General features: G+C 49.7%; 26 protein-coding genes, 2 tRNA genes and 1 other RNA gene. 11 read left to right on the forward strand and 18 right to left on the reverse strand.

What is annotated here, in order from left to right:
- The 4 genes from JGF26_RS13035 to JGF26_RS13050 all read right to left on the reverse strand — a co-directional run bounded on the left by JGF26_RS13035 (position 1) and on the right by JGF26_RS13050 (position 1514).
- Positions 1-264, reverse strand: a complete 264-nt coding sequence (locus tag JGF26_RS13035) for a DUF5405 family protein (protein WP_029883439.1) — start codon at positions 262-264, stop codon at positions 1-3.
- Positions 265-286: 22 nt separating this feature from the next.
- Positions 287-505 carry a DUF2732 family protein gene (locus JGF26_RS13040; protein WP_134708107.1) on the reverse strand — a complete coding sequence of 73 codons (219 nt, stop codon included), beginning with the start codon at positions 503-505 and terminating at the stop codon, positions 287-289.
- A 66-nt stretch (positions 506-571) separates the two neighbouring features.
- Positions 572-1072, reverse strand: a complete 501-nt coding sequence (locus tag JGF26_RS13045; protein WP_134708106.1) for a replication protein B — start codon at positions 1070-1072, stop codon at positions 572-574.
- Between the two features lie 166 nt (positions 1073-1238).
- The gene (locus tag JGF26_RS13050) at positions 1239-1514 is read right to left on the reverse strand and encodes a Cox family DNA-binding protein (RefSeq protein WP_134708105.1); all 276 of its coding nucleotides are present in this window, start codon (positions 1512-1514) and stop codon (positions 1239-1241) included.
- Between the two features lie 135 nt (positions 1515-1649).
- Here JGF26_RS13050 and JGF26_RS13055 point away from each other — a divergent pair, with 135 nt between their 5' ends.
- Positions 1650-1946, forward strand: a complete 297-nt coding sequence (locus JGF26_RS13055; protein WP_032658822.1) for a helix-turn-helix transcriptional regulator — start codon at positions 1650-1652, stop codon at positions 1944-1946.
- Positions 1947-2042: 96 nt separating this feature from the next.
- Positions 2043-3053 (forward strand): tyrosine-type recombinase/integrase, encoded by a 1011-nt coding sequence (locus tag JGF26_RS13060; protein ID WP_134708104.1) that lies wholly within the window; start codon positions 2043-2045, stop codon positions 3051-3053.
- 116 nt (positions 3054-3169) lie between these two features.
- Here JGF26_RS13060 and leuE read toward each other — a convergent pair whose 3' ends face one another.
- Positions 3170-3805, reverse strand: coding sequence for a leucine efflux protein LeuE (gene leuE, locus JGF26_RS13065; protein WP_028018779.1), 636 nt, complete (start codon positions 3803-3805; stop codon positions 3170-3172).
- Between the two features lie 107 nt (positions 3806-3912).
- Positions 3913-4086, reverse strand: a complete 174-nt coding sequence (locus tag JGF26_RS13070) for a YciY family protein (RefSeq protein WP_021240326.1) — start codon at positions 4084-4086, stop codon at positions 3913-3915.
- A 144-nt stretch (positions 4087-4230) separates the two neighbouring features.
- Between JGF26_RS13070 and cls the strand changes: the two genes are divergently transcribed.
- Together cls and JGF26_RS13080 are read left to right on the forward strand one after the other, a co-directional pair.
- Positions 4231-5691: a cardiolipin synthase gene (gene cls / locus JGF26_RS13075; RefSeq protein WP_134708103.1), complete on the forward strand. Its 1461-nt coding sequence runs from the start codon at positions 4231-4233 to the stop codon at positions 5689-5691.
- A gap of 33 nt (positions 5692-5724) precedes the next feature.
- A complete protein-coding gene (locus JGF26_RS13080; protein WP_006810881.1) occupies positions 5725-6054 on the forward strand; it encodes an HI1450 family dsDNA-mimic protein in 330 nt (109 codons plus the stop codon).
- A 31-nt stretch (positions 6055-6085) separates the two neighbouring features.
- On the opposite strand, the gene JGF26_RS13085 is transcribed toward JGF26_RS13080, so the two are convergent.
- The 7 genes from JGF26_RS13085 to JGF26_RS13115 form a co-directional block, all read right to left on the reverse strand.
- Entirely contained in the window at positions 6086-6955 is an 870-nt protein-coding gene (locus JGF26_RS13085) for an ion transporter (protein WP_203250368.1), read from the reverse strand.
- Between the two features lie 14 nt (positions 6956-6969).
- Positions 6970-7974 (reverse strand): murein tripeptide/oligopeptide ABC transporter ATP-binding protein OppF, encoded by a 1005-nt coding sequence (gene oppF / locus JGF26_RS13090; protein ID WP_028018776.1) that lies wholly within the window; start codon positions 7972-7974, stop codon positions 6970-6972.
- Entirely contained in the window at positions 7971-8984 is a 1014-nt protein-coding gene (locus JGF26_RS13095) for an ABC transporter ATP-binding protein (protein WP_028018775.1), read from the reverse strand. The genes oppF and JGF26_RS13095 overlap by 4 nt, the downstream gene beginning before the upstream one ends.
- An 11-nt stretch (positions 8985-8995) precedes the next feature.
- Complete coding sequence (gene oppC, locus JGF26_RS13100; protein WP_049006867.1) at positions 8996-9904, reverse strand: oligopeptide ABC transporter permease OppC; 909 nt, start codon at positions 9902-9904, stop codon at positions 8996-8998.
- A gap of 12 nt (positions 9905-9916) precedes the next feature.
- A complete protein-coding gene (oppB, locus tag JGF26_RS13105) occupies positions 9917-10837 on the reverse strand; it encodes an oligopeptide ABC transporter permease OppB (protein ID WP_028018773.1) in 921 nt (306 codons plus the stop codon).
- A gap of 84 nt (positions 10838-10921) precedes the next feature.
- Complete coding sequence (gene oppA, locus JGF26_RS13110) at positions 10922-12553, reverse strand: oligopeptide ABC transporter substrate-binding protein OppA (protein ID WP_028018772.1); 1632 nt, start codon at positions 12551-12553, stop codon at positions 10922-10924.
- A 771-nt stretch (positions 12554-13324) separates the two neighbouring features.
- Positions 13325-13972 carry a YchE family NAAT transporter gene (locus JGF26_RS13115; protein WP_021240330.1) on the reverse strand — a complete coding sequence of 216 codons (648 nt, stop codon included), beginning with the start codon at positions 13970-13972 and terminating at the stop codon, positions 13325-13327.
- A gap of 477 nt (positions 13973-14449) precedes the next feature.
- On the opposite strand from JGF26_RS13115, the gene adhE reads away from it, so the two are divergent.
- Complete coding sequence (adhE, locus tag JGF26_RS13120; RefSeq protein ID WP_129323435.1) at positions 14450-17128, forward strand: bifunctional acetaldehyde-CoA/alcohol dehydrogenase; 2679 nt, start codon at positions 14450-14452, stop codon at positions 17126-17128.
- A gap of 64 nt (positions 17129-17192) precedes the next feature.
- On the opposite strand, the gene tdk is transcribed toward adhE, so the two are convergent.
- Entirely contained in the window at positions 17193-17807 is a 615-nt protein-coding gene (tdk, locus tag JGF26_RS13125) for a thymidine kinase (protein WP_028018770.1), read from the reverse strand.
- A 550-nt stretch (positions 17808-18357) separates the two neighbouring features.
- Here tdk and hns point away from each other — a divergent pair.
- The gene (gene hns / locus JGF26_RS13130) at positions 18358-18771 is read left to right on the forward strand and encodes a histone-like nucleoid-structuring protein H-NS (RefSeq protein ID WP_008502781.1); all 414 of its coding nucleotides are present in this window, start codon (positions 18358-18360) and stop codon (positions 18769-18771) included.
- Between the two features lie 199 nt (positions 18772-18970).
- Here hns and galU read toward each other — a convergent pair whose 3' ends face one another.
- The 3 genes from galU to rssA form a co-directional block, all read right to left on the reverse strand.
- The gene (gene galU, locus JGF26_RS13135) at positions 18971-19879 is read right to left on the reverse strand and encodes a UTP--glucose-1-phosphate uridylyltransferase GalU (RefSeq protein ID WP_028018769.1); all 909 of its coding nucleotides are present in this window, start codon (positions 19877-19879) and stop codon (positions 18971-18973) included.
- Between the two features lie 200 nt (positions 19880-20079).
- Positions 20080-21093 carry a two-component system response regulator RssB gene (gene rssB, locus JGF26_RS13140; RefSeq protein WP_028018768.1) on the reverse strand — a complete coding sequence of 338 codons (1014 nt, stop codon included), beginning with the start codon at positions 21091-21093 and terminating at the stop codon, positions 20080-20082.
- A 91-nt stretch (positions 21094-21184) separates the two neighbouring features.
- A complete protein-coding gene (gene rssA, locus JGF26_RS13145; protein ID WP_108089736.1) occupies positions 21185-22087 on the reverse strand; it encodes a patatin-like phospholipase RssA in 903 nt (300 codons plus the stop codon).
- A 114-nt stretch (positions 22088-22201) separates the two neighbouring features.
- Between rssA and JGF26_RS13150 the strand changes: the two genes are divergently transcribed.
- From JGF26_RS13150 to JGF26_RS13170, 5 genes are all read left to right on the forward strand, one after another.
- Positions 22202-22660 carry a YchJ family protein gene (locus JGF26_RS13150; RefSeq protein ID WP_134708101.1) on the forward strand — a complete coding sequence of 153 codons (459 nt, stop codon included), beginning with the start codon at positions 22202-22204 and terminating at the stop codon, positions 22658-22660.
- A gap of 48 nt (positions 22661-22708) precedes the next feature.
- Positions 22709-23551: a formyltetrahydrofolate deformylase gene (purU, locus tag JGF26_RS13155; RefSeq protein WP_028018765.1), complete on the forward strand. Its 843-nt coding sequence runs from the start codon at positions 22709-22711 to the stop codon at positions 23549-23551.
- Positions 23552-23708: 157 nt separating this feature from the next.
- Positions 23709-23793: transfer RNA gene (locus JGF26_RS13160), tRNA-Tyr, on the forward strand.
- A gap of 35 nt (positions 23794-23828) precedes the next feature.
- Positions 23829-23913, forward strand: a tRNA-Tyr gene (locus JGF26_RS13165).
- 45 nt (positions 23914-23958) lie between these two features.
- Positions 23959-24089, forward strand: a non-coding RNA gene (locus JGF26_RS13170) — RtT sRNA.
- Between the two features lie 51 nt (positions 24090-24140).
- Here JGF26_RS13170 and JGF26_RS13175 read toward each other — a convergent pair.
- Positions 24141-24584, reverse strand: a complete 444-nt coding sequence (locus JGF26_RS13175; protein ID WP_023312105.1) for an Lrp/AsnC family transcriptional regulator — start codon at positions 24582-24584, stop codon at positions 24141-24143.
- Between the last annotated feature and the right edge of the window lie 107 nt (positions 24585-24691).

Here is a 24691-nt window from a genome sequence, read left to right on the forward strand (position 1 = left end):
TTATTTAAAAGCGTCCAGACATTGCTTCCCCATGCGTTCAATCCGAGCTTCCAAAGCTGAGAAGCCGGTAAGATCGCTGGTCAAAAGATCATGCAAAACCAAGCCTGAGATAAGCTTAGGGATAGTTGGGTAGTAACCCACAACGTCCAACCATTCCTTTCCTTCATTCTTCCCGGATGTAGCGGTCTTTTTTTCCTGCAAAATGAATTGATAGCGGTCACTGGTGATGACGTATTGGTTATTAATCTCGATGCGTATGCTCATTTTTGCTTCCTGTTAACAGTGGTTAACCAGCTCTACCGAAAATTGAGTTGTGTAACTTTTCCGACTCCTGGCCTAATAACTCGATAATCTCGGTGCGATTAAGTTCTGACTTACTGATGTACGCGATAAGCGCATCAAACTGAGAAGAGTAACGGGTCGCCAAGTCGCGCTGTGCCTCGCTTACTGCCTGCGCCAGATGTGCCGAATACATCCCCCGCTGCGCTGTATTTTGTTTTTGCATTTGCCTATCTCCAGACAAAAGGAGTCCCCACGCTGTAAGGCGCGTAATAAAACGAATCCAGATTAATTAATGTAAATACTGCTCAGGTTTTACCGAGGTTAAAATAGTTGGTGCGTACTCAAAAAGGCTGAACAGCTCTCGTAGAGCGCGGAAAAGTTTGTCACGCCAGTAACAATCCTCTTCATTCAAACGCCAGTGCGGCATCATAAATTCCTGCTCTGTCAGTCCCGCATGAAGAAACAATGAGCGCCTTTGGCTAACGGTTAGGCGACTGATAAAAATTGCTTTTGACTCGCCAAATTGTCGGCGCCGGGCAAATGCAGTTCTCAATTCATCAAGCGCACAAACAAGACGCTCACGATCGGCTTCGGTCATTTCCTCTAAGCGCATGACAGAGTGACGCTGTTTTAATTGTGCGTGGAAACAAACCGTAAGACGCTCCCGCTCCATCATCTGATTGTAAAAATCGCAAGTGTCCTGCCAGCGAGGCTGAGCCAGATACTTGCAGACCAGACTGCGAAGTGCTGTTGGTTGTTTCTGGATCACATCAAGTGTCATTACCGTCATAACCACAGTCCTCTCTTTTTGACCAAGCGACGAAGCTTCTCGATAACACCCGTCTTACGGGTTCGGATGATGATGCCCTTACGTCCACGACCGTGAGTGATAGTGAAGTTGGTAGGTTTAGGACTTTCTCTTCGAAGCAACTGTGCAATACAGCGAGGTTCACTATTCATACTGGCTCCCCTAATCCGAGCCACATCAGCCAACCATCACGAATTTCCTTCGGGCGGCTGTCATATGCCATCTTCATCCCCTTGTTCCAGGCAGGCAGATAAACCCAATATTCCCCTGCGCGCCCACTCGTTGACTGCAGATCAGTCATCTCGACTACAGGTAGCTTCCCCTTTTCAATCATGCCTTTAACGGCTGCAGGTGTTTTACCAATAAGGCGCGCGAATTCCTGGTATGGAACGGCGTCGCTCACACTATCAATGACCCTATTCATTTGTGAGTATTCCTCGTTAGTGTTTTAATTGCTCCTAATGGCTATTAATTGCCATATTGGAGCCATTAGATTGCGATAACGAATTGAAGATTACTCCGTTATCGTTTTTCTATCAATAGTGGAGTGTTAATTACGATGATACCCGTAAATGAAAAGCTAGCGATCATGCGTGAGTCAGAACGTATGAATAGGAAAGAATTCAGTGACTTAACAGGCGTTCCATACAGCTCTCTTTCGAGTTACGAGAAGGGTGTAAAAGATATGGGCATACAGGCAGTGATGAAGATTTTGAATCATCCTCAGTTCAAAAAATACACTATGTGGTTCATGACAGAGACGATATCACCTGAAGCTGGGCAGATTGCACCGGCTCTCGCGCACTTTGGGCAGCAGACAACAACGTCATCCCACTCAGACCAGAAAACTGGCTAACTATTTATGGCGCTTATTTGTGCAGTAAATGCACAGTGAGTTTTTGCTATTTAAATCAGGAAATTGAAGTACGCAGTAACATCATCGGGAGGCTTTATGTCTGTTAAAAAGCTCGATGATGGTCGATATGAAGTGGACATTAGACCGACCGGGCGTAACGGAAAACGCATCCGTCGGAAGTTCGACAAGAAAAGCGAGGCGATGGCTTTTGAAAAGCATACTCAATATAACCATCACTCAAAGGAATGGCTTTCAAAACCAACGGACAAACGCCAATTGTCGGAACTGAAAGAGTTATGGTGGAAGCTGAAAGGTAAACATGAGGAGCACGGTCAATCGTATCTCAGGAAAATTGAGCGTTTCGAAACGATGACCGGAAACCCGTGCGCTTTCCAGATCACCAAGAGCCTGATAACGCAATATTGTGCTCAACGTCGGGGTGAAGGTATTAAGCCAACTACCATCAACCGCGACCTGATCACGCTAGGTGGGATGTTCACAACCCTGATTGAGTCAGAACTGTATAACGGTGAGCATCCATTCAGGGGATTCAAAAAACTGAAAGAGCAGACAGCCGAAACGGGCTATCTCACTCTTGAGGAAATTGATGCCTTACTTGCTGCGCTCTCAGGTGATAATCGTAAAATTGCGGTTTTGTGTTTGAGTACCGGAGCAAGATGGGGAGAAGCTGCGCGATTGAAGGCGGAGAATGTGATTCATAACCGGGTGTCTTTCGTTAAGACGAAAACCAACACACCGCGCACGGTCCCGATCTCTGATGAAGTTGCGGCTTACGTAGTCGGCAAAACACGAGGTTTTCTATTTCCTGAGGCCAGTTATGCTGACTTCAGGCGAACCCTCAAAGAGGTTAAGCCCGATTTACCGGCCGGACAAGCAACACATGCGCTACGACACTCTTTCGCGACGCACTTTATGATTAACGGGGGCAACATCATCACACTGCAGAGGATCTTAGGTCATACGAAAATTGCGCAGACAATGGTCTATGCGCACTTCGCTCCTCAGTACCTGCAGGACGCGATTTCGCTTAACCCGTTGAAGGGTGCTAATGGTGGTCAGAGTGTCCACAATGTGTCCACACCCTAGCCGCTTTTTATGGCTTTTGACTGCTAGCAGTAAAACGTGAAGCCTTGTCTGGCGCGGCTTTCCAGTTACGCCAGACATTAAAAAGGCTCCAGCAGGAGCCTTTTTGTTTCTTCACATTAATGCAGCGACGCCAACCTTGCCGCAAACCCAACAAACAGCAGCCCTATCAGACCGTTCCCCAGCTTTGCCAGTTTCTTTTTGGTTTTCAGATAACGCGTCACAAACGCGCCAGAGAAGATCAGGAAGCTCATATACACAAAGCTTATTAGCTCCAGCGTTGTCGCGAGGATCAGGAAAGAAGTGCCGGTGCTCTGGGCATTCACATCAATAAACTGAACGAAGAACGATACGTAGAACAAAATCGCTTTGGGATTGGTCAGGCTTAACACCAACGAGCGTTTCATGATCGTACTGGCAGGTTCGGGCCCGCTCTCATGAGCGTTTTTTTGACGGTTCACCACCGACCAGAGCATTTTGCCCCCCAGCCAGAGCAGATAAAAAGCCCCGAGATAGCGCACGATGTTAAACAGTACCGGCGTGGTCTGGATTAATGCCGCAACACCCGCCCAGGCCAGAAACATCAGTACCGCATCGCCGATAAATACACCTGTCGCGGCGAGGTACCCTTTTTTAACGCCGTGACCAATCCCGGTTTTGAGCACAAACAGGGTATTCGGCCCTGGTACCAGCACGATAAAAAATGCGCCTACAACGTACGTCCAGAAATTCAGTACACCAAACTCCGCAAACACTTCTCCCTCCTTTTGCTAAAAACAACGGGAATATCGCTGCAAAAACGCTATTCCTAAAAATCAGACGCTATAAAATCAGTGGGCACCTTGCGGTGCCCTCATGGTTCTCAGATATCCTGGACTGCGAACAGCAACGCGTTGCGGTGCCGGGTCATTCCACATTTTCTGATGGCGTGAATACGCATATTGCGGCGGGATTGTGCTTCCAGCCAACGTGCCTTGCGACGACTCACCTGTCGCAACATGCGCCAGCGCCCTACTTCAGTTCTACTGCGCTTCATGTCTACAACTCTTTCTCTAACAGAGATGCCATTATAAACCCAACACTACAGCAAACCAGCGCTTTTACCTGGCGTTTTTATTTGCCAGATGAATCCTGATGCGTACACTCATAACAATACGCTTTCAAAAGGATTTTTTAACCTATGACAACCTTCTACACCGTGGTGAGTTGGCTGGTCATTCTGGGATACTGGCTGTTAATCGCGGGTGTGACATTACGCATCCTGATGAAGCGCAGAGCCGTACCCTCTGCCATGGCCTGGCTTCTGATAATCTACATCCTCCCGCTGGTAGGGATCATTGCCTATCTCTCTTTCGGTGAGCTTCATCTGGGCAAGCGCCGCGCCGAGCGTGCCCGCGCCATGTGGCCCTCGACCGCGAAGTGGCTTAACGACCTTAAAGCCTGCAAACATATTTTTGCCGAAGAGAACAGCAGTGTTGCCGCGTCGCTGTTTAAACTTTGCGAGCGCCGTCAGGGGATTGGCGGTGTCAAAGGCAATCAGCTCCAGTTGCTGACCACTTCTGACGATGTTATGCAGGCGTTGATCCGCGATATTCAATTGGCTCGCCGTAACATTGAGATGGTGTTTTACATCTGGCAGCCCGGTGGTATGGCCGATCAGGTTGCTGAATCCCTGATGGCCGCAGCACGTCGGGGCATTCACTGCCGACTGATGCTGGACTCTGCAGGCAGCGTGGCATTTTTCCGCAGCCCGTGGGCGGGCATGATGCGTAATGCCGGTATCGAAGTGGTTGAGGCGCTGAAGGTTAACCTCCTGCGTGTCTTTTTGCGCCGGATGGATCTCCGCCAGCACCGTAAGATGATCATGATCGATAACTATATTGCCTACACCGGCAGTATGAACATGGTCGACCCACGCTTCTTTAAACAGGATTCGGGAGTTGGGCAATGGGTTGATTTGATGGCAAGAATGGAGGGGCCGATTGCCACCTCTATGGGTATCGTTTACTCATGCGACTGGGAGATTGAGACCGGTAAACGTATTCTGCCACCACCACCGGACGGCAATATTATGCCGTTTGAAGAGGCCAGCGGGCACACCATTCATACGATTGCATCCGGGCCAGGCTTCCCTGAAGATTTGATTCATCAGGCGCTGCTGACGGCAACCTACTCAGCCCGTGAATACCTGATCATGACCACGCCATACTTTGTCCCCAGCGATGACCTGCTGCACGCAATCTGTACGGCGGCGCAACGTGGTGTTGACGTGAGTATCATTTTGCCACGCAAAAATGACTCCCTACTGGTAGGCTGGGCCAGCCGGGCATTCTTTAGCGAACTGTTGGCCGCAGGGGTGAAAATTTATCAGTTTGAAGGCGGATTACTCCATACCAAGAGCGTTCTCGTCGACGGTGAATTAAGCCTGGTGGGCACAGTCAACCTGGATATGCGGAGTCTGTGGCTCAATTTTGAAATCACACTTGTGATTGATGACGCCGGTTTTGGCGGTGACCTGGCGGCGGTGCAGGATGATTATATCTCCCGCTCGCGACTGTTGGATGCCAGACTGTGGGTAAAACGTCCAATGTGGCAGAGAATTGCCGAACGACTGTTTTACTTCTTTAGTCCGTTGCTGTAAAACGTGCCCAACGATGTTAAACAGGTAGTCATCATGGAAATGGATCTGAACAATCGCCTGACCGAAGACGAAACGCTCGAGCAGGCCTATGACATTTTTCTCGAACTGGCGGTTGATAACCTCGATCCCGCAGACGTGATCCTCTTTAATCTGCAGTTCGAAGAGCGCGGCGGTGCCGAATTGTTCGACCCTTCAGAAGACTGGGCTGAGCATGTGGATTTCGACCTTAATCCTGACTTCTTTGCCGAAGTAGTGATTGGGCTGGCCGATGAAGATGGCGGCGAAATAAATGACATCTTCGCCCGCGTCCTGCTGTGCCGCGAGAAAGACCACAAACTGTGCCATATCCTCTGGCGCGAATAGTAAAAAAGGCTGCGATTGCAGCCTTTTTTATTTAATCCGGTAATTCGCTTCCGCAGCGGTTACAAAACCGTGCGCTGTGTTCATGCTCACCCTGATGACAATTCGGGCATTTGCGCTGCTGTTTGCGACTCTGAAAGGCACTGCTCATATGTGTGGTAATGAGCCCTGTTGGGATTGCAATCACCGAATAGCCAATCAGGATCAGCACTGATGCCACAATACGTCCCAATGGGGTATGCGGTGTGATATCACCATAACCCACGGTCGTCACGGTCACGATAGCCCAATAGACCGAGGCATTAAGCGTCGTGAAGCCATATTTTGGCCCTTCTATCAGATACATCAGCGCGCCGAAAACAATCATGACGATGGCAATAAATGAATAGAACAGAATAAGCTGGTGCCGTGCGCTGACAATCGCGCTCCAGAACACGTGCAATGACGGCATAAAACGCAGTAATTTAAGGATACGTAATACCCTAATGACGCGCATCGCTCGCCAGGCAAAGACGTAACTCAGGCTAATTTCCGGCCACAGCCACATCACATAGAGTGGCAGGATGGTCGCTAAATCAATAAATCCCCAAAAGCTGAAAACATATCTGGCCGGGTTGGGCCAGCAAATGACTCTCAGGAAATATTCCGCGGTAAAGACCAGAGTAATCGCCAACTCAAGCCAGACAAAAATATGCCACTCGTCAAACGTCAGGTGGTATTGCGTCCCGACACCAGACTCAATAAAGATCACAACCACGCTGAGCAGCGCAAATAAACCACAGAGGCCTTCGAAGCGTCTCCCGGTTACGGTTTCAGGATCGAATAAAAAATGGTAAAGCCGCCGACGGGCGGGCGTGATTAAAAGCGACACAGTAACCTCGCAAAAAATAAGGGCTGACATCATGTCAGCCCTTGCGATTATAACGGGTCTACTTTCAGGCAGGAAACCGCATGTCGGAAACTGCCTTCCAGAACCGGTCGCGTTTTCGCACATTCCGGCCCGGCCATTGGGCATCTCGTACGGAAGACGCAGCCCGACGGCGGGTTAATCGGTGAGGGTAATTCCCCTTCCAGAAGCTGAATCGTTTTATTCTTTTCCAGATCGGGATCGGGGATCGGTACTGCGGACATCAGCGCTTTGGTATAAGGGTGCAACGGGTTGTGGTACACCTCATCATAGGTGCCCAGCTCCACTGCATGGCCTAAGTACATTACCAGTACGCGGTCCGAGATGTGTTTCACCACGGCCAGATCGTGCGCGATAAAAATGAGTGACAGCCCCATTTCACGCTGCAGTTTCTGCAGCAGGTTGACCACCTGTGCCTGAATGGATACGTCCAGCGCGGAGACGGGCTCATCACAGATGATCAGCTTCGGTTCGAGGATCAACGCACGTGCAATACCAATACGCTGACACTGGCCGCCTGAGAATTCGTGCGGGTAGCGGTTGATAAGGTTAGGCAACAGGCCAACTTTCATCATCATCGCCTTCACGCGATCGCGAACTTCCTGACGAGCCATCTTCGGATGATAAGTACGCAGCGGCTCGGCAATAATCTCACCGATGGTCATACGCGGGTTCAATGATGCCAGTGGATCCTGGAAAATCATCTGGATATCACTACGCACGTCACGCCACTCGTCAGGCTTCATCCCCAACAAGTCTTTACCCAGCCAGGCCACTTTGCCGCCGGTGGCTTTTACCAGACCAATAATGGCGCGCGCGAAGGTGGATTTACCGCAGCCAGACTCCCCTACCACGCCCAGGGTTTCGCCTTCGTACAAACGCAGCGTGACACCATCGACCGCTTTCAGGGTCTTAGATGGTTGCCAGAACCACTGTTTACCGTCTTTGATGTCAAAATGCACTTTAAGGTCAGCGATTTCGAGCAGCACATTGCGTTTTTCATCTAATGCGTTCATACCAACTCCTCCTGCGGCTTAAAGCAGGCGCGCAGGCGGCCTGGTGCAAACGCTTCCAGCGGCGGAGCGCTGTTGCAGATTTCCATCGCATGCGGGCAACGCGGCTGGAACGGACAACCTTTCGGCAGACGCAGCAGGTTTGGCGGGTTACCCGGAATGGTGAGCAGAGATTCCCCTTCCGCATCGAGACGCGGTACCGCATTCAACAGACCAATTGAGTACGGGTGGGCTGGGTGATAGAACACATCACGCGCGTTGCCATATTCCATGGTACGGCCGGCATACATCACCAGCACTTTGTCACAGATGCCCGCCACAACGCCAAGGTCGTGGGTGATCATGATGATCGCTGTGTTGAACTCGCGCTTAAGCTCGTTTAACAGGGTCATGATTTGTGCCTGAACGGTGACGTCCAGCGCGGTGGTGGGTTCATCAGCAATCAGCAGTTTTGGCCGGCACAGCAACGCCATCGCAATCATCACACGCTGACGCATGCCGCCAGAAAATTCGTGCGGGAACATACGCATGCGCTTACGGGCTTCCGGCATTTTCACCGCATCCAGCATTTTGACTGACTCTTCAAACGCTTCCGCTTTGCCCAGACCTTTGTGCAGCATCAGGACTTCCATCAGCTGCTCGCCAACACGCATGTACGGGTTCAGCGAAGTCATCGGATCCTGGAAAATCATCGAGATCTGCTCGGCACGCAGCTTGTTCAGCTCATGTTCCGGCAAGTTGAGGATTTCACGTCCGTTGAATTTCGCGGAACCTCCGATAACACCGTTTGCAGCCAGCAGTCCCATCAACGCAAATGCAGTCTGGGATTTTCCGGAACCAGATTCACCAACAATCCCCAGCGTTTCACCTGCACGCAGGTCGAAGTTGAGATCGTTAACGGCGGTTACGTCTCCGTCCGGGGTTTTAAAGGTTACACGGAGATCTTTCACATCCAGCAGAAGTTTGCTCTGCTGTTGCGCCTGCGGCGCAGTGGCCGTTTCAATAATTGTCATGACGGCGCTCCTTAACGGTCTTTCGGGTCGAGGGCATCACGCAGGCCATCGCCGATAAAGTTGAAACAAAACAGGGTAACGACCAGGAAACCCGCCGGATAAAGTAGTAACCACGGAGAGACTTCCATGGAGTTTGCACCATCACTCAGGAGTGCACCCCAGCTGCTCAGAGGCTCTTGCGTACCCAGCCCCAGGAAGCTCAGGAAGGATTCGAACAGAATCATGCTTGGTACCAGCAGTGAAGCATAAACCACCACCACCCCCAGCACGTTAGGAACGATATGGCGAACCACAATATTACCGATTGATACGCCACCCACCTGCGCGGCTTCGATAAACTCTTTGCGTTTGAGGCTCAGTGTCTGTCCGCGGACAATACGCGCCATATCCAGCCAGGAAACCATCCCGATAGCCACGAAAATCAACAGGATGTTCTGGCCAAAGAAGGTCACCAACAGGATAACGAAGAACATGAACGGGAAGGAGTTCAGGATTTCCAGCAGACGCATCATCACGGAGTCCACTTTACCGCCAAGGTAGCCTGAGAGTGAGCCATAGAGCGTGCCCACAATCACCGCCACCAGTGCAGCAGCGATACCAACCATCAGCGAAATACGGCCTCCGATAGCCACTCGTACCAGCAGATCGCGTCCGGAGGAATCCGTACCAAAATAGTGTCCGGACTCCATATCAGGTGCGCTGGACATCATGCCCCAGTCGGTGTCGAAATAGGTAAATTGCGACAGCATCGGCGCCAGGGTCACAAACAGCGCGATGATCACCAGTACGGCCAGACTGGCTACCGCGGCACGGTTGTGCATAAAGCGGCGGCGCGCGTCCTGCCAGAGGCTACGACCTTCTACTTCCAGTTTTTCACTGAAGTTTTCCAGCGCCTCGCTGTTTTTCTTACTCAACATCATGGCGTGCTCCAGTTAGTAACGGATTTTCGGGTCGATGACGGCATACAGCACATCGACAATTGCGTTAAAGAGAATGGTCAGCGCACCAACGAGAATGGTCAGGCTCAGTACCAGCGAATAGTCGCGGTTGAGCGCGCCATTTACGAACAGTTGACCAATACCCGGCAGACCGTAGATCGTTTCGATAACCATTGAGCCAGTGATGATACCGACGAATGCCGGCCCCATGTAGGAGAGCACAGGCAACAGCGCCGGTTTGAGCGCGTGGCGGAAGATAATCCGACGCATCGGCAGCCCTTTAGCGCGCGCGGTTCGAATGAAGTTCGAATGCAACACTTCGATCATTGAACCACGGGTGATACGCGCAATGCTGGCGATGTACGCCAGAGATAATGCCACCATCGGCAAAATCATGAACTTTAACGCCCCGCCGTTCCAGCCACCGCCAGGTAGCCATTTCAGCGTGATGGCAAATATCATCACCAGTAACGGCGCGACAACGAAGCTGGGTATGACTACCCCAGTCATCGCCACCCCCATTACGGTATAATCCCATTTGGTATTTTGTTTAAGCGCGGCGATAACGCCTGCAGTCACCCCGAGAACAACGGCCAACAAGAATGCCGCAGCACCCAGCTTTGCCGATACCGGGAAGCTGGAAGCCACCAGGTCGTTAACGGAATAGTCTTTATATTTGAATGACGGTCCAAAATCACCGTGAGCCAGCTGCTTCAGATAATTGAAGTATTGGGTGGAGATAGGATCGTTCAGGTGATATTTCGCTTCAATATTCGCCATGACTTCTGGCGGCAACGTACGTTCACCGGTAAATGGACTTCCCGGCGCAAGACGCATCATGAAGAAGGAAATTGTTATCAGAATAAACAGCGTTGGAATCGCTTCAAGACAGCGACGTAGGATAAATTTAAACATTGCCCGTACCTTCTGGCGTGTGCCTATATATTGTGACGTCGGTTAGACACCGTGGGGCGAGTGAACTCGCCCCACTCATTGCCATTAATGCTTGATAATATACAAGTTTTTAACGTAGATATTATCCATCGGGTCTTTACCGGTATAGCCACCTACCCACGGTTTCACCAGACGGGCGTTGACGTAGTAGTAAACCGGAACGATCGCGGAATCTTTATCCAACTGCAGCTCAGCTTTAGAGTACAGTTCAGTACGCTGTGCTTCGTCAGTTGTTTTCAGCGTGTCGCCAATCAGCTTGTCGAATGCCGGGCTCTTATAGTGCGCGGTGTTGTTCGAGCTGTCGCTCAGCATGGTGTTCAGGAAGGAGGTTGGTTCGTTATAGTCCGCACACCAGCCAGCACGCGCGACATCGAAGGTGCCCTGATGACGGCTATCCAGGAAGGTCTTCCACTCCTGGTTCTCCAGCTTCACGTTTGCGCCCAGGTTCTTTTTCCAGATCGAGGCGACGGCGATAGCCAGTTTTTTGTGCAGATCGGAGGTGTTATACAGCAGGCTGAAGGTCAGCGGCTTATCAGCAGTATAGCCAGCTTCGGCGAGCAGTTTCTTCGCTTCTGCGTTACGCTGCTCTTGCGTCTGTTTGAACCAATCTGGTTCAGTCAGTTTTGCGCCATCGGTGTATGGAGGGGTATAGCTGTATGCTGGCAGATCGCCCTGGTTTTTCACTTTGTTCACGATGATATCGCGATCCAGTGCCAGTTTCAGTGCCGTACGGACACGAACATCGGTGAATGGTGCTTTCTGGTTGTTGATTTCGTAGTAATAGGTGCACAGATACGGATCGACATGCACTTCTTTAGGAATTTCTTTTTTCAGCTTCTGGAACAGTTCAATCGGCATGTTGTTATAGGTCATGTCAATTTCACCACTACGGTAGCGGTTAACGTCAGTCACTTCGGAAGAAATTGGCAGGTACGTCACCTGATTAATCACGGTTTTCGCGTTGTCCCAATATTGCGGGTTACGCTCCAGAACCATACGTTCGTTGACTACCCAGTCTTTCAGTTTGTAGGCACCGTTGGTCACGATATTGGCAGGCTGAGTCCATTTTTCACCAAATTTTTCCACTGCGGATTTTGGAACTGGAGAAACAGACGGGTGAACAAGCAGCTTATAGAAGTACGGAACAGGTTCGCTCAACGTGACTTCAAAGGTATTCGCATCGATCGCTTTCACGCCCAGGTCGGTGACCGGTTTTTTGCCTGCGATGATGTCATCAATATTGGCAATGTGGCCATATTGCAGGTAGCTCGCATACGGAGAGGCAGTATTTGGATTCGCCAGACGCTGCCAGCTATAAACGAAATCTTCGGCGGTAACCGGCGTGCCGTCTGACCATTTCGCATCTTTACGCAGATGGAAAGTCCAGACTTTGAAATCTTTATTTTCCCATTTTTCTGCCACACCAGGTGCCGGGTGGCCGTCTACGTCAGTCACCAGCAGACCTTCGAACAGGTCGCGGTTAACGTTTGACTCGGGAACACCTTCAATTTTATGCGGGTCAAGAGACTGAACTTCCGCACCGTTGTTACGAACCAACGTCTGTTTTTCAGCCAGTTGAACACCTGCAGGTACGTCCGCAGCCATTGCAGCGTTGCCCGCGATTAGCGCAGTTAAAATCCCCGCCGCTACCAGATTTTTTTTTGTGATGATGGACATTGTGTTGGTACTCCACTCATTATAATGACTGGCCTTCGCCAGCTGTGTAATCCCCTGTTGGGGCCTGTACAGCGCAGGAGTTTTTTTTGCTGCTGCCAGGTTCTTCTTTTTTACTTCTTGCTATCACCGACTTTTTTATTACTGACCGCTCGTATGGCCGTCTTGCGTCGATTCTTTACAGGCCTCCCCTGTTTGAGACCTGCGCTGGATATCTGAGAAGAGAAGCATATGAAAATAATTCTCATCTACTTGTTTTATGCTGCAAAATAGTAGGCCGGAAAGTATCAAATGGCGTAAACGCACGCCAATACATTTTGCAAATTTGTTAAGCAATTCTCTTTTACGGTGAGAGCCGTATCGTTGAGGGCAGCCCTGCCAGACATCAAACGCCACTAAAAAACATGACATTCAATAAGATAGAGGAAACCTCCTCTACAAGCGCGTCGCTGCGCTATCATCGAGTGTTTTTGTACAAAAATTTAACAACTGGTTATTATTTAGCACATTCATCTAGGGGAATGTTGAAATTACTAATATCATTTCGGTTATCTCTCAGCAAGCCCCAGAGTATCATGTGAGTAAAATAACAGAGCGATCGAAGGTTTTCTGCGCAGGTGGGTTGGAAGGAAATTAATAACTTATTGAAATACAAGAGATGAACATTATTAGTAGAATTTATTATGATATGTGAGCATTTCAACTTTAGTTATATGATTTGCTGATAATCACGTAAAAAAACGGAGCTGTAGCTCCGTTCTTTCATATGAAATATTAGTGTAACAAGCCGGGGAAAATGCTTTTAATACCGGTGACAATAAATTCGATCCCTAACGCCATCAACAGCAGGCCCATGATACGGGTTATAACGTTGATGCCCGTCTGCCCCAATAAGCGCACCAGCCAGGGCGCCATGCGGAATACTCCCCAGCAGCAGAGCGCGAAAATGGCAATGGCCACGGAAAAGCCAATCAAATGCATCAGGCTATGGTAACGCGTGCCCCAGACAATCGTTGAACTGATGGCTCCGGGGCCAGCCATAAGCGGTAACGCCAGCGGTACCACGCCAATGCTTTCACGGATGGCAGTTTCTGACTTCTCCTGTTTGTTCTGTTTATCCTCACCCAGCTTACCGCTGATCATAGACATGGCGATGGTCACAACCAGGATCCCACCCGCAATGCGGAAAGAGTCGATCGAAATCCCGAAGAGCTGAAGAATGGCGTCCCCCAGAAAAAGGGAGGTGAGCAATATGATAGCCACTGACAGGTTGGCGGTGAGGTTGGTCTTGTTCCTGGCCGCCGCCGTCTGGTAACTGGTCATACTAATGAAGACAGGAATGATCCCCACCGGGTTGACCAGGGCAAACAAACCAATAAAAAATTTAAAATACGTTGGAAAATCAAAGAGCGTTTGGATCACGTTTTGCTCCGCTTATGCGCATGCCCGGGACTGACAATTTGTCATGTGAAATCGCGCTGAAGATACCCTTTTTATTAGCATACTTCACTCGAAATCTGTGCCAAAACGTTATCATTTCAGGATGTTAAACATATGTAGAATCAATGATAGCGCCACTTCCAATACTTACGTAATTATTTAACACTGGAAAAATCTCAAAGAAATAACCCTGCTGAAAGGTATCAGCTTGGGGGAAAATTGACGCAGATCATGATTTCCGTACTCAGAAGTGAGTAATCTTGGTTACACCCCAGGGAGGTCACCTGACAAAAAGGGATGATGCTAAGGTAAGGCTCTTTTAGTAAATTAGTGTGCTGGTGTAGAAAGTAACTCTTTGTTTTATTTTGTGTTACGCAAGTCATATCAGCTCTGTCTATACTGTCTGACGTATCGAGCGCTGGTTTACTAAAAGAGTTTAAACATTATCAGGAGAGCATTATGGCTGTTACTAATATCGCTGAACTGAACGCCCTCGTCGAGCGCGTTAAAAAAGCCCAGCGTGAATATGCCAATTTCACCCAAGAACAGGTTGATAAAATCTTCCGCGCGGCCGCTCTGGCTGCTGCAGATGCTCGAATCCCTCTCGCTAAAATGGCCGTTGCCGAATCCGGTATGGGTATCGTTGAAGATAAAGTGATCAAAAACCACTTTGCTTCTGAGTATATCTACAACGCCTATAAAGATGAGAAAACCTGTGGCGTGCTGTCTGAAGACGACACCTTCGGTACTATCACGATTGCAGAACCTATCGGCATCATTTGCGGTATCGTTCCAACCACCAACCCAACGTCTACTGCTATCTTCAAATCACTGATTAGCCTGAAGACCCGTAACGCAATCATCTTCTCTCCGCACCCACGTGCTAAAGATGCAACGAACAAAGCTGCTGATATCGTATTGCAGGCGGCTATCGCTGCAGGCGCACCAAAAGACCTGATCGGCTGGATTGACCAACCTTCTGTTGAACTGTCCAACGCACTGATGCACCACCCAGACATTAACCTGATCCTGGCGACCGGTGGTCCTGGCATGGTTAAAGCAGCGTACAGCTCCGGTAAACCAGCAATCGGCGTAGGCGCAGGTAACACTCCTGTTGTTATCGACGAAACGGCTGATATCAAACGTGCTGTTGCTTCTGTACTGATGTCCAAAACCTTCGATAACGGCGTTATCTGTGCATCTGAACAGTCCGTTGTTGTTGTAGATTCCGTATATGAAGCGGTTCGCGAACGTTTCGCCAGCCACGGCGGCTACATGCTGCAGGGCAAAGAGCTGAAAGCCGTTCAGGACATCATCCTGAAAAATGGCGCACTGAACGCCGCTATCGTTGGGCAGCCAGCGTATAAAATTGCTGAACTCGCAGGTTTCACCGTTCCGGCAACCACTAAGATCCTGATCGGTGAAGTGAAAGTTGTTGATGAGAGCGAGCCATTTGCACATGAAAAACTGTCTCCGACTCTGGCAATGTACCGCGCGAAAGATTTCGACGATGCAGTAGAGAAAGCAGAGAAACTGGTTGCCATGGGCGGTATCGGTCACACCTCTTGCCTGTACACCGACCAGGATAATCAGCCAGAACGTGTTGCTCACTTCGGTCAGAAGATGAAAACTGCACGTATCCTGATTAACACCCCTGCTTCTCAGGGTGGTATCGGTGACCTGTACAACTTCAAACTCGCACCTTCCCTGACTCTGGGTTGTGGTTCCTGGGGTGGTAACTCCATCTCTGAAAACGTTGGTCCAAAACATCTGATCAACAAGAAAACCGTTGCTAAGCGAGCTGAAAACATGTTGTGGCACAAACTTCCGAAATCTATCTACTTCCGCCGTGGCTCTCTGCCAATTGCGCTGGATGAAGTGATTACTGATGGCCACAAACGTGCGCTCATCGTGACTGACCGTTTCCTGTTCAACAACGGCTACGCTGACCAGATCACCTCTGTTCTGAAAGCGGCTGGCGTCGAAACTGAAGTCTTCTTTGAAGTTGAAGCTGACCCAACCCTTAGCGTTGTTCGCAAAGGTGCTGAACTGGCGAACTCCTTCAAACCAGATGTGATTATCGCACTGGGTGGTGGTTCCCCAATGGACGCCGCGAAAATCATGTGGGTAATGTACGAACATCCGGAAACTCACTTCGAAGAACTGGCGCTGCGCTTTATGGATATCCGTAAACGTATCTACAAGTTCCCGAAAATGGGCGTAAAAGCGAAAATGATCGCCGTTACTACCACTTCCGGTACCGGTTCAGAAGTGACTCCGTTTGCGGTTGTTACTGACGATGCAACAGGTCAGAAATACCCACTGGCTGACTACGCACTGACCCCAGACATGGCGATTGTTGACGCCAACCTGGTCATGGAAATGCCGAAATCACTGTGTGCCTTCGGTGGTCTGGATGCGGTAACTCACGCTCTGGAAGCTTACGTTTCCGTACTGGCGTCTGAGTTCTCTGATGGTCAGGCTCTGCAGGCTCTGAAACTGCTGAAAGAAAATCTGCCAGCGTCCTACAATGAAGGGTCGAAAAACCCTGTAGCACGTGAGCGTGTACACAGTGCAGCAACCATCGCCGGTATCGCGTTTGCTAACGCCTTCCTGGGTGTTTGCCACTCAATGGCGCACAAACTGGGTTCTCAGTTCCACATTCCTCACGGTCTGGCGAACGCCCTGCTGATCAGCAACGTTATCCGTTATAACGCGAATGATAACCCAACCAAGCAGACTGCATTCAGCCAGTACGACCGTCCGCAAGCACGTCGCCGTTACGCTGAAATTGCAGACCATCTGGGTCTGAGCGCTGCGGGTGACCGTACTGCTGCTAAGATTGAGAAACTGCTGGCATGGCTGGAAAGCCTTAAAGCTGAACTGGGTATTCCTAAATCTATCCGTGAAGCTGGCGTTCAGGAAGCTGACTTCCTCGCCCACGTAGATAAACTGTCTGAAGATGCCTTCGATGACCAGTGTACTGGTGCTAACCCGCGCTACCCACTGATCTCCGAGCTGAAACAGATTCTGCTGGATACCTACTACGGTCGTGAGTTCAAAGAAGGTGATGTAGCAGTGGCTAAAGTTGAAGCTCCTGCGGTAAAAGCTGACAAAAAAGCGAAGAAAAGCGCTTAACTGACAGTCTGATAAAAAACCCGCCAATGGCGGGTTTTTTTATGTCTGAAGAACACGGTGAAAATTATTTTCTGTTGTCGTGCTGAATCGCCGTCAGCGAGCCTACAGACAGCGCTTCTTTATAATGCTTACGGCAGACAGAAACATAGCGTTCATTGCCGCCTATCACCACCTGCTCACCATCTGCATAAGGCTTTCCGGCCTGGTCGAGACGAAGCACCATACTGGCTTTCCTGCCGCAAAAGCAGATAGTTTTGAGTTCGACGAGTTTATCTGACCAGGCAAGCAAATACTGGCTCCCTGCGAATAGCTCGCCACGGAAGTCTGTACGCAGCCCATAGCAAAGAACAGGGATATCGAGCTCATCTACCACCTCTGAAAGCGCATGAACCTGCTCACGCGTCAGAAACTGGCTCTCATCAACCAGAACACAATGAATAGGCTGCGCGGCATGCGCTGCGCTAATGTCCTCCAGCAGGTCAGTTTGCGGGTTAAACAGCCTGGCCGGAGACGAAAGGCCTATTCTGGAACTCACCTTCCCTGCACCAAAGCGATCGTCAATTTCAGCCGTATAAACAACAGTACGCATTCCTCGTTCCTGGTAATTGTACGAGGATTGAAGCAGTGCTGTGGATTTTCCGGCATTCATTGCCGAATAGTAGAAATAAAGTTGTGCCATTGGCCGTAAAACCCTAATCAATGTGTAATATTCCCGATGATTGATTGTACCATATTTTGTCTGGTCAACAGCGACTCAGCGCACAGACGATGCGGTTCAGAGCGGAGTTAAGCACCCTCAGATTACGAAAATAATCCGTTAAAACAGAGAGTAAACGTAATCAATCAGGTCTATATGTTATAAGGTCAGTCAAACATAACACTTCATTTTATAGTGGAATCAATGTTCATTAAAATTCACTATTTATTAACTATTACTGTCTTAACATCGCTCAATGGAACTAATACAAAAGGCTGATATTTATCCGCAGCAACTATAATTCCTGCGGTAAATGTCACAAAAAAAGATGCAATCGAGCAGGTTGCGCAGGCTTACGCTGATAACAAGCGAGATTCCTGGGAGATGAAATTTAAGTTAGCGTAATTAATAATAGTGGCTTTATTTAGTATTTTTTGAATTCCTTACATTCCTGGCTATTGCACAACTGAATTTATGGCTCTATTATTAGGTCAACAAACCACCCCCCCATTATAAGTTTGAGATTACTACAATGAGCGAAGCACTTAAAATTCTGAACAACATCCGTACTCTTCGTGCGCAGGCTAGAGAATGCACCCTCGAAACGCTTGAAGAAATGCTGGAAAAATTAGAAGTTGTAGTTAATGAACGTCGCGAAGAAGAAAGCGCTGCAGCAGCTGAAATCGAAGAGCGCACTCGTAAACTGCAACAATATCGTGAAATGCTGATTGCTGATGGTATCGATCCAAACGAATTGCTGAACAGCATGGCTGCAGCTAAAACCGGCACCAAAGCAAAACGCGCTGCCCGTCCTGCTAAATATAGCTACGTTGATGAGAATGGCGAAACTAAAACCTGGACTGGCCAGGGTCGTACTCCTGCTGTTATCAAGAAAGCCATGGATGAGCAAGGTAAACAGCTGGATGACTTCCTGATCAAGGATTAATCAAGCCACATTCCATAAAATCCCGCGTAATGCGGGATTTTTTTTAACCACAATTTTATCACCAACATCCCCTTACACTCTGTCATAGAATCTTATTCGGCTATTGCCATCTCTTACATTCAAGCGGGATAACGAGTGTTATGGGCATAAAAAAACCGGTGGGCAACGCCTCACCGGTCTCAAACATTTGCTGCCTTGGTTATTTCTTAATACCCACGCTCTCTTTGAGCCAGGTTTTAAATTCTTCACCCAGGGTATTGTGGCGAATGCCATATTCAACAAATGCCTGCATATAACCGAGCTTATTACCGCAGTCATGGCTCTTACCTTTCATATGGTAAGCCTCAACGGTCTCTTTCTCGATCAGCATATCAATAGCATCGGTCAGTTGGATCTCATCACCCGCTCCTGGAGGCGTTTTAGCAAGCAGAGGCCAGATTTCCGCACTCAGGACATAGCGACCCACCACTGCCAGGTTAGAAGGCGCCACGTCGGCTTTTGGCTTCTCTACAACGCCAACCATTGGCACGCTTTCGCCAGGCTCAAGGTTAACGCCTTTGCAGTCAACCACACCGTAAGCGGTTACGTCTTCAACTGGCTCAACCATAATCTGGCTGCTACCTGTTTCATCAAAACGCTTGATCATCTCAGCCAAATTATCCTGAGAAAGATCTGATTCGTATTCATCCAGAATAACGTCAGGCAGTATTACCGCCACTGGCTCATCACCGACAACAGGGTGGGCACACATAACCGCATGACCCAGGCCTTTAGCCAGCCCCTGACGAACCTGCATAATAGTCACGTGCGGAGGGCAAATAGACTGCACTTCCTGTAACAACTGACGCTTAACACGCTTTTCCAGCATGGCTTCAAGTTCAAAACTTGTATCGAAATGGTTTTCGATAGAGTTTTTTGATGAATGCGTAACCAGCACAATTTCAGTGATGCCGGCTGCGATACACTCATTAACGACGTACTGGATTAATGGCTTATCAACCAGAGGCAGCATCTCTTTAGGAATCGCCTTAGTTGCTGGTAACATCCTGGTCCCCAATCCCGCTACCGGGATAACGGCCTTTCTGACTTTCGAATTTAGGGCAGCCATTCAAATTCTCCTGAGCTGTTCAAGTTTTGAACTTTTATGCAATAAATAACGCGTTGAGTATATCAGCCTCGCCCCACAGTTCGGGTCTGAAAAGAACGCGTTGCCGATCAATTAGGATAAATACGCATGAATCTGGGCAGGGATAGTAGCACTCCCCACAAAACACAGGTAAAGCAATCTTAAAATTACGATCCAATTGCTTATTCCGTGGACAACATTAATCGTAACCGTCCCCCGGCACCCCAAATTTGGCACTGCCAGGAGGAGCAACGATGGCTAATTTGATTAAGATACGCTGTTCCCAGTGTCCCAAGCGGCACACCGTTGCTTACCTGAATATGATGTTCACCCGTATTCAGTGAGGCGTTGAGGCCCGCTGAAACGAGGATCAGATTCTTTAAACCACTATGGTAATAACCGACCAATAGCGGAAACTGTCCAGGCAAATTGGCCTGACGAAAAAGTTGGTTCACTTGTTTTAGTAAACTGCCCAGTTCCGGAAGCCGTTGCCCCTGATGCGATAGCTGCTCTTGCAAGAGACCATTAAATAGCGCACGAAGTAATAACGCCGCTAATACACCATTATCCCCTGCCCGGGTAACATCCAGGGAATAAAAAGCCAGGTCTGAATCAGACAGCGGTGCAATATCCAACACCAGCCCAGGTTGGTCCGCAGCAACCAGCTGGCGATAGTTTATCCGACAATGTGAAATAGTTTGCTGTACGGGCGGCTGGAGTTCCTGTAACAGTTTAGCCGCGGCAGGTGGATTACTTACCAGGGCATCCCAGTCCTGAAACAGACGTTCCTCTTCCTCTACCCGGGAATTAAACATGTTCGGATAAAGACAAGCTAACACCGTCTCTCGTAACCGGTTCAGGTCCTTGACCGGTTTAAGCAGGATATCCTGAACCCCAATTCGCAGCGCTTTGGCAATATCTGCCATATTCTCTGTGGCAGATATCACCAGAATCGGTGTCTGATTGCCTTCGTTACGCAGATGTTCAACCAGCTTCAGTCCGTTCATACGCGGCATCGCAATGTCACAAATCATCAGGTCCGGGGTGATGCTGACCATTTTTTCCAGTGCGTCTATGCCATCTTCAGCCAGCGAAGTGATTGCTCCCATTGAGGATAACCACGAATCCAGTAGCGATCGGAAAACGGCCTCGTCTTCAACAATCAAAATGTGTTTTCCGGCCAATGGCTGCGTCATGGTTCCTCCCCTGGCTGACAGTAATTAAATAGTGGCATGCTATCAGCACTACCGCCTGTCAGATTTTGCTGAAGTAATCAAAAAAAGGTGCTTAACGTGCTGTTCGCACAAAAGGCAACAGCTCATCCATTTTCTTTTCGACGGCTATCGAGCCCGCTGCGATGGCGGCCTCAGCTCGATGGAAATCAAGGGTAGATATTTGCGGACAGTACGGTTGAATCAGAATATCTGGAGGGTCGCCAGCCATGCGGTTTCGCTTAAGGCGATTCTCAAGAACCTGGATAGAGGTAGTCATAATTTCAATGGCCGTCGGCGCAGTCACAGAGCGTCGTGCGGCCATACGCCCGATTCTTCCACGCAAACGTTCATGCCAGGCCAGTTTCTCGCCTTCGGCATCTTCGCTCTGGAGATTCACCGGCATGAGGTCTTGTTGCATCAGGTGGGCGTCATGCTGTAAATCCACGGCAATGACGATGTCGGCACCCATCGCACGCGTCAGGGAGATAGGGACCGGGTTAACAACGCCACCATCGACAAGCCAGTAACCGTTATGCGGAACAGGAGCCATTAGTCCCGGCATACTGCAGGAGGCACGAACGGCAAGATGAATATCACCTTCAGTAAGCCAAAGCTCGCGTCCCGTGCTGAGGTTCGTCGCAACAGCGCCGAAAGGCATCTGACAGTCAGTGAAGTCTTCAAGAGGCATAACCTGGCGGAACTGGTTAAAAACGCGTTCACCGCGCAACAGCCCACCACGCTGCCATGAGAGGTCCATCAGGCGCAGCACGTCCCAGTAGCTGAAGGAACGTACCCAGGTTTCAAGTTCCGGAAGCTTTCCGCACGCGTAAGCGGAGCCGACAAGCGATCCTATTGAACACCCTGCAACAATATCAACCTCAACACCCATCTGGTTTAAGGCATTAATCACGCCGATGTGTGACCATCCCCGGGCTGCACCTGAGCCCAGCGCCAGTCCAATTTTAACCTTTCTCATTAGCCCTGTTTTACGTCCCCTGGATTCCTGACATGACATCAACGCAACTGCTCAGTTAACATAGTGCTACCCGAAGCGTTTTACGCCCTTATTTTTTGTTCCAGGAAGAGAATCGTGTCTCAACTCTGCCCTTGTGGTAGCGCTCTGGAGTATAGCCTATGTTGCCAGCGATATCTTTCTGGCGATCAGGTTGCACCAGACCCGTCACACCTCATGCGTTCACGGTACACTGCTTTTGTGATCAAAGACGCAGACTATCTGATCAAAACCTGGCACCCGTCTTGCCATGCCGCCGATTTTCGCCAGGACATTGAAGCTGGCTTCGCCAACACGCAGTGGCTTGGACTGACCGTTTTTGAAGCATCGGCCGGAAACGACGACAACGAAGGCTACGTCAGCTTTGTTGCCCGCTTTATCGAGCGCGATAAAACGGCGGCCATTATCGAGAGTTCCCGGTTCTTAAAGGAAAGCGGGCAATGGTATTATATTGACGGAACGCGCCCACAGTTTGGTCGTAACGATCCCTGCCCATGCGGTTCAGGTAAAAAATTTAAAAAGTGTTGCGGGCAGTAATGCCTGACAACCCAGACTTCGCAAATACACAAACAGGATTTCCCGGCGATGCAATCACTACAACGTAAAGTTCTGCGCACCATCTGTCCCGATCAAAAAGGACTGATCGCACGAATTACCAACATTTGTTACAAACATGAACTGAATATCGTGCAGAACAACGAGTTCGTTGACCACCGTACCGGTCGTTTCTTCATGCGTACCGAACTGGAAGGTATTTTCAACGACACGACCCTGCTTGCCGATCTGGATAGCGCGTTGCCGGAAGGCTCCATACGTGAACTGACGCCTGCAGGTCGACGCCGCGTCGTGATTCTGGTGACCAAAGAAGCACATTGCCTTGGCGATCTGTTGATGAAAGCAAACTACGGTGGCCTGGATGTCGAAATTGCTGCCGTGATCGGCAATCACGAGACGCTGCGCACGCTTGTTGAGCGTTTTGATATTCCGTTCGAACTGGTGAGTCACGAAGGTCATACGCGTGAAGAGCACGACGACCTGATGGCGCAGGCCATTGAAGCGCATAATCCCGACTACGTCGTGCTGGCGAAATACATGCGCGTGCTGACGCCATCCTTCGTGGCGCGTTTCCCAAACAAGATTATCAACATTCACCACTCGTTCCTGCCAGCCTTTATTGGCGCACGTCCTTATCATCAGGCGTACGAGCGTGGCGTGAAGATTATCGGTGCGACTGCGCACTACGTGAATGACAATCTGGATGAAGGTCCAATTATCATGCAGGACGTGATTCACGTGGATCACACCTATACCGCAGAGGACATGATGCGCGCGGGACGTGACGTCGAGAAGAACGTCTTAAGCCGTGCGTTGTATCAGGTGCTTGCCCAGCGCGTCTTCGTCTACGGTAACAGAACTATCATTCTTTAATCTTTTGGAAAATGAATTGATTAGCTTTGCACCTTTACGGATAAAAAGCAGCCAAACAACTTCATTTCCCTAAAGGAATGCTTTACAGGGGCGTCTCATTTGATATGATGCGCCCCGCTTCCGACAGGAAGCAGGCCAGTAAAAAGCATTACCCCGTGGTGGGGTTCCCGAGCGGCCAAAGGGAGCAGACTGTAAATCTGCCGTCATCGACTTCGAAGGTTCGAATCCTTCCCCCACCACCATCTCTCAGCAGTACCTCAAAATTTGAATTACCCCTGGTGGGGTTCCCGAGCGGCCAAAGGGAGCAGACTGTAAATCTGCCGTCATCGACTTCGAAGGTTCGAATCCTTCCCCCACCACCATCACTTTCAAATGACTCCAAATCTTCTGTTCGCACCCAGTATCATGTATTTCCGTAACGGGGAAGGATGAGAAGCTTCGACTAAGGTTCGATTCGAGCGCAGCGAGAAAGCGTTGCCGCAGGCAACGACCCGAAGGGCGAGGCGCAACGCGCCGAGTAATCCTTCCCCCACCACCATCATTTCCCAAAATCATAACAAAACCGAATCGACCACCTGGCGACAAACGACTACATCGGCGGCAAGCGTCTCTTCACCGGCGAACTCTTCACAATCGACGTATTGCACTGGGCATGTTCTGCCAAACCGTCCAGCAACCCATCAAGCTGCTCGATTGAACGCACCACCAGCCTAATCACAAAGCAATCTTCCCCGGTGACTTTGTCGCTCTCAATACACTCCGGCATCGCCTGAATGTATTTATCCACCTTATGCAATAACCCCGGCAAAGGCCGCACACGCACCAGCGCCTGCAGCGTATACCCCAGCGCCGCCAGATTCACTCGTGCGCCATACCCCTGAATCACACCACGCTCTTCCAGCCTTTTCAGCCGCTCTGCCGTGCTGGGTGAGGTCAGACCGATGCGTCCGCTGAGCACCTTCAAAGACATACGCGCATCCTCGACCAGACAGGCCAAAATTTGCCGGTCGATATCATCGAGAAGGTATTCCATCATTTTCACCTAATTTTAAAAAGTCATTAACGTATTCAACCTTATATCACTTCTGTAAAACCCGACAGCGATTCTCGACAATAGCGTCATACAATCAGGAGGTGGAT

It is taken from the genome of Enterobacter sp. E1 (assembly GCF_016809815.1).
GTDB classification, from domain to species: Bacteria; Pseudomonadota; Gammaproteobacteria; order Enterobacterales; family Enterobacteriaceae; genus Enterobacter; species Enterobacter adelaidei.

Coding starts and splice junctions, on each gene's coding strand:
- JGF26_RS13035 (WP_029883439.1), bottom strand. CDS start 264: ATGAGCATACGCATCGAGATTAATAACCAATACGTCATCACCAGTGAC.
- JGF26_RS13040 (WP_134708107.1), bottom strand. CDS start 505: ATGCAAAAACAAAATACAGCGCAGCGGGGGATGTATTCGGCACATCTG.
- JGF26_RS13045 (WP_134708106.1), bottom strand. CDS start 1,072: ATGACGGTAATGACACTTGATGTGATCCAGAAACAACCAACAGCACTT.
- JGF26_RS13050 (WP_134708105.1), bottom strand. CDS start 1,514: ATGAATAGGGTCATTGATAGTGTGAGCGACGCCGTTCCATACCAGGAA.
- JGF26_RS13055 (WP_032658822.1), top strand. CDS start 1,650: ATGATACCCGTAAATGAAAAGCTAGCGATCATGCGTGAGTCAGAACGT.
- JGF26_RS13060 (WP_134708104.1), top strand. CDS start 2,043: ATGTCTGTTAAAAAGCTCGATGATGGTCGATATGAAGTGGACATTAGA.
- JGF26_RS13070 (WP_021240326.1), bottom strand. CDS start 4,086: ATGAAGCGCAGTAGAACTGAAGTAGGGCGCTGGCGCATGTTGCGACAG.
- cls (WP_134708103.1), top strand. CDS start 4,231: ATGACAACCTTCTACACCGTGGTGAGTTGGCTGGTCATTCTGGGATAC.
- JGF26_RS13080 (WP_006810881.1), top strand. CDS start 5,725: ATGGAAATGGATCTGAACAATCGCCTGACCGAAGACGAAACGCTCGAG.
- JGF26_RS13085 (WP_203250368.1), bottom strand. CDS start 6,955: ATGATGTCAGCCCTTATTTTTTGCGAGGTTACTGTGTCGCTTTTAATC.
- oppF (WP_028018776.1), bottom strand. CDS start 7,974: ATGAACGCATTAGATGAAAAACGCAATGTGCTGCTCGAAATCGCTGAC.
- JGF26_RS13095 (WP_028018775.1), bottom strand. CDS start 8,984: ATGACAATTATTGAAACGGCCACTGCGCCGCAGGCGCAACAGCAGAGC.
- oppC (WP_049006867.1), bottom strand. CDS start 9,904: ATGATGTTGAGTAAGAAAAACAGCGAGGCGCTGGAAAACTTCAGTGAA.
- oppB (WP_028018773.1), bottom strand. CDS start 10,837: ATGTTTAAATTTATCCTACGTCGCTGTCTTGAAGCGATTCCAACGCTG.
- oppA (WP_028018772.1), bottom strand. CDS start 12,553: ATGTCCATCATCACAAAAAAAAATCTGGTAGCGGCGGGGATTTTAACT.
- adhE (WP_129323435.1), top strand. CDS start 14,450: ATGGCTGTTACTAATATCGCTGAACTGAACGCCCTCGTCGAGCGCGTT.
- tdk (WP_028018770.1), bottom strand. CDS start 17,807: ATGGCACAACTTTATTTCTACTATTCGGCAATGAATGCCGGAAAATCC.
- hns (WP_008502781.1), top strand. CDS start 18,358: ATGAGCGAAGCACTTAAAATTCTGAACAACATCCGTACTCTTCGTGCG.
- galU (WP_028018769.1), bottom strand. CDS start 19,879: ATGGCTGCCCTAAATTCGAAAGTCAGAAAGGCCGTTATCCCGGTAGCG.
- rssB (WP_028018768.1), bottom strand. CDS start 21,093: ATGACGCAGCCATTGGCCGGAAAACACATTTTGATTGTTGAAGACGAG.
- rssA (WP_108089736.1), bottom strand. CDS start 22,087: ATGAGAAAGGTTAAAATTGGACTGGCGCTGGGCTCAGGTGCAGCCCGG.
- purU (WP_028018765.1), top strand. CDS start 22,709: ATGCAATCACTACAACGTAAAGTTCTGCGCACCATCTGTCCCGATCAA.
- JGF26_RS13175 (WP_023312105.1), bottom strand. CDS start 24,584: ATGGAATACCTTCTCGATGATATCGACCGGCAAATTTTGGCCTGTCTG.